This is a genomic window from Methylobacterium sp. CCH5-D2, assembly GCF_001556475.1.
GTDB lineage: Bacteria > Pseudomonadota > Alphaproteobacteria > Rhizobiales > Beijerinckiaceae > Methylobacterium > Methylobacterium hispanicum.
Genome location: NZ_LSIX01001039.1, coordinates 1 through 3740 on the forward strand (window position 1 = coordinate 1; position 3740 = coordinate 3740).

General features: G+C 69.4%; 4 protein-coding genes and 1 pseudogene. All 5 read left to right on the forward strand.

Annotation, left to right across the window (positions count from 1 at the left end):
• Positions 1 to 655: pseudogene (locus tag AX737_RS36500) on the forward strand (hypothetical protein); the annotation flags it as partial.
• Between the two features lie 110 nt (positions 656 to 765).
• Positions 766 to 1101 (forward strand): DUF3768 domain-containing protein, encoded by a 336-nt coding sequence (locus AX737_RS28370; RefSeq protein ID WP_066927199.1) that lies wholly within the window; start codon positions 766 to 768, stop codon positions 1099 to 1101.
• A gap of 86 nt (positions 1102 to 1187) precedes the next feature.
• Positions 1188 to 1484 carry a hypothetical protein gene (locus AX737_RS33775; protein WP_156454006.1) on the forward strand — a complete coding sequence of 99 codons (297 nt, stop codon included), beginning with the start codon at positions 1188 to 1190 and terminating at the stop codon, positions 1482 to 1484.
• A gap of 270 nt (positions 1485 to 1754) precedes the next feature.
• Positions 1755 to 2654 carry a hypothetical protein gene (locus AX737_RS28375; RefSeq protein ID WP_066927201.1) on the forward strand — a complete coding sequence of 300 codons (900 nt, stop codon included), beginning with the start codon at positions 1755 to 1757 and terminating at the stop codon, positions 2652 to 2654.
• Between the two features lie 129 nt (positions 2655 to 2783).
• Positions 2784 to 3740 (forward strand): hypothetical protein (locus tag AX737_RS28380; protein WP_066927203.1); only part of this gene is annotated, 957 nt, incomplete at its 3' end.

A 3740-nucleotide genomic window follows, 5' to 3' on the forward strand; every position in this document is an offset into this window, starting at 1 on the left:
ACCCCGCGCCGCGTGGTTCGACGCCGCCGACGCCGAAGCCGCCACCGCCGCGGCCGCGATTATGCGGCTGCGCGCCCTGCCTCTCACGGACGACGCCGGACGCGCCCTCGCCGCGCGGCTTGCTCGCGGGCGGGTCCTGCCGAGCGGCCGGGCGTTCGTGCCATCCGCCAAGCGCGACGTCTACGCCCGGCTGATCGCGCTCGCCGGCGAGGAAGCTGGGCTCGCCGTCGCTGTGGGCGGTCGGGCCGATCCGCCCGGCGCCAACAACGCCCCATCCTCGGATCCGCCGGGGGAAGCCGATCCCCCCGCGGCTGAGGAAGTCAGTACGGCACCCTCGTCGGGCGAGGAACGCCCATCGGACGAGGAGGAAGCCCCGTCGCCCCCCGCCGATGAGCCGGCGGGCGCGCCGTCGGCGTCACGCCCGGGCGCCCATCTCTTCGTCGGCCAGCCCCGCCCAGGGGACCGCGGCGAGATCGGCCTGGGCAGCATCGTGCTCGCTCACGAAGGACCTGACGACGGCTGGTGGGAGGCGGAGGTCATCGGGGCCAACGGCCGAACCTTCTCGCTGCGCTGGCGGGACTACGACCCGATGGTCTTTCCGACCATCCTGCGCACCGCCGACGAGCTTGCCCTCCTGCCCCCCGGGGCACCCTAGCCGCCCGTGAACTGCGCCCGGGCCGCTCCTTGCCGCCCGGACGCGCTATCGGCGCCGCGGCCCATGCGACGCCGTCCGGACCACGCCCCCAGCCACATCCCAAGGTTGCCATGACCGCCGTCCTCGACGCGGAGCGCGTGCGCGCGCTCAACGACATCCTCCGTCGCTCGCTCAGCGGCGGCACCCTCGTGCTCACCGCCGGGATCATCGCGCTCGGCCGCGAGCGCCAGCAGATCGTGCTCGACGCCATCGCCACCTTCGACCGCTTCGACGTCGACAACGACCCATACGGCGAGCACGACTTCGGCGCGGTCGAGGCCGCGGGCGAGCGGGTATTCTGGAAGATCGACTACTTCGACCGCGCCGGACGCAACGCCTCACCGGATCCGGCCGATAGTAGCGTCACGCAACGCGTAATGACGGTCATGCTCCCTTGTGAATACTGACTTGAACATCTTCGGCGGCTGCCGAGCCGCCTCTCAGTGCGTCGTCAGCCGGAGGCGACTTGGTGCAGCAAGATGGAGGGACAAAGATGATGAAACACTTTGTTGCTGCGATCATGATGATTTCGGCTATGCCAGTTCAAGCCGATGTTTACAGATACACATGCCGGGTCGATGGAAAATCGCTCGCCGTGCGTATCGATGACGCGCGAAAAACCTTGCGGTGGCGTAACAAGACCTACGCGATAACCGTCCAGGAAGACTGCGCCAAGTTTGGATGGCGAGCGACGCGGCCGGGCGAAGCCTTCGATTTTTGCACCGCCACGCAAGGCTACGCGGACTTCCAACAAGGCGACCGGCTGATCCAGTGCGATCAGGACCGCTGAAGGGTGGCGACCATGAGCCTGCCCTGCACACGCCGCAGCCGGATATCGGCGCGGAACGGCCGTGAGGCGGACGCATCGTCCCAACCCGGGCGTCACCTTGACCAGAAGCACTCGAAGCAGGGGTGTCGCATGGCGAGACGCTGGACGAGGCTCGTCATCGCAGTGATGCCGTTCTTGACGGTCGGGGGGGCCGACTCGGCGGCGACCGCGCCAGCACGTCGTTCGGTACCGTCCATTGCAGGCGACGCTGCCCCGCCGCCGACACGGGCCGTGTGGGGACCGACCGGCCGGGGGTCAAACGTACGCTATGGCGAGCCCGGCGACGAGCCGGACGTCGAGCTGCTGTGCCTGTCCGACCGCAAGATCGAGCTGCGGGTGTTCGACCCGACCGGCAAGAGTGAGCGCAACCGGGTCAAGCAGGTGCAGCTCGTCGGGCTCGGCGCCGTGCAGGCGGAGGAGATCGACCTCGCTCCCATCGACCGGCTGGTGATCACGATGTTCCTTGATGGCGGCAGCCTCGCGCTCACCGCCCTGCTGCTTGACCAGGATTTCGAGGTCTCGTTCCCCGGGGCACGCCTGCCGGTGCGCGGCGCGGGAGCCTCTGCGCTGGTGCGGGATCTCCTGCAGACCTGCCTCGCCAGCCAGTCGGTCGGTGCCCCGTCATTGAGCCTGCCACTGGCACCTGCGCCTGTCGTGCCGCCGGCCGGCGCCCCTGCGCCGGAGCGGCCTGAGGGATCAGTCGCGCGCCCCGCCGCGGACAAGATCCACGCCGGGCGATGCCTGGAGCTGAAGGTCGACGGCCGGGATCGGCCGTGCAACGGCGACATGCGGCTCAAGGATGATGGCCGGGGCACGGTGGATTTTATCACTGGCTACGCTGACGAGCGGGGCGCGGCCAGGACGGTGGTCGATTTCGAGGTGCGCCAGTCCGCGGAGCTCGAAAACGCCTACGGCTACGCGTTCCGGGTGAGTACGCTGCGGCTGATGACCTTCGACGCCCCGGAGACACGAACGGTCTGGGCAGCGACTGGGCTGTGCCAGATGGTCAAGCCTAACCCGGTCAAAGGGGGCGCCCGCGCCGTGCAGCAGGACATCGTCGTGATGTGCTCGGCGGTGCCGTCCGACGGCCGGGCGCCGGCGAAGCGGATCGACTGGAAATTTGTGTTCTGAGGCTGATCGGCGCCGAGCCATGACCGCTGGATGCGGCGTCGTCCGACGCAGAACCGGATGCGTGGTCGAAGCGGAACCGTGCGGGAGCGTTTCGGCGAGGGCGGCATAGGGCGGATGAGGACGTGCGAGATGGACTGGTTCGAGCGACTGACCGGATTCCGGGAAGCGGGCTACCAGGAGACGCAGGCTCGGCTACGCATTGTCGACGGCCGGCTTGTCCGTGAGGGTTCCGCCGAGAGCTACGCGGTGGGGACGCTGACGCTACCCTCCCTGGCAGAGCTTCGCACAGCGGCAGCCGGTGTTCATCGTCCTGGCCGGCTGCGACTCTCCATCGTTGAGGGTGATGCGCGCGCCCTGCACCGGGCGCCGGAGAATCGCGGTGCGCTGTTCCAGGTCGCCTCGCAGTTCAACATGCTGGAGATGGTTGGGCCGGACGTGACCCCGGAGGACGGTGTCGCGGGCTACGCCTACGACCGCACGCAGGGGCCGGCCTGCGCCATGGCCGCGGGTGCCGCCACGATCTATCGCAACTACCTCGTGCCGGTCGCGGGCGAGATCGGGCAGACGGCGGAGCGGCAACTCGACGGGCTCGCCGACCTCGGGGATGCCCTCGCGGGGCGCCTCGGCACGGATCGGGCTGCCTTATGGACGATGCGCAACGGCTACGCGCTGCCGACGCGGGCGGCCCTGGATGCTATTGCCGGGCACCTGAACGCGGCGGATGAGGGTACCCTCAACGATCTGCGGGGCCGGCTGCGGCTCGGCCTGCACCAGGACGTCGACGTCACCGAGGGGCCGGCACCGAGGCCGCTCGTCAGCCAGATCTTCTGCTCGGCGCTGCCGGTGGCCTACGCGAGGCTGCTAACCGAGGCTTGGGCGCCTTTCGCCCAGCTCGTGCTGGAGGCGGCTTACGAGGGCACGCTGCTGGCTGGGGTGCTGAACGCGGCGCGGGGGGCCTCGAAGCGTGTCCTTCTAACGCGGCTCGGCGGGGGTGACTTCGGAAATAACGACGCCTGGATCAATGCCGCCATGCTGCGGGCGCTTCGGTTGGCTGGCGACCGCGACCTCGACGTGGCGGTGGTGAGC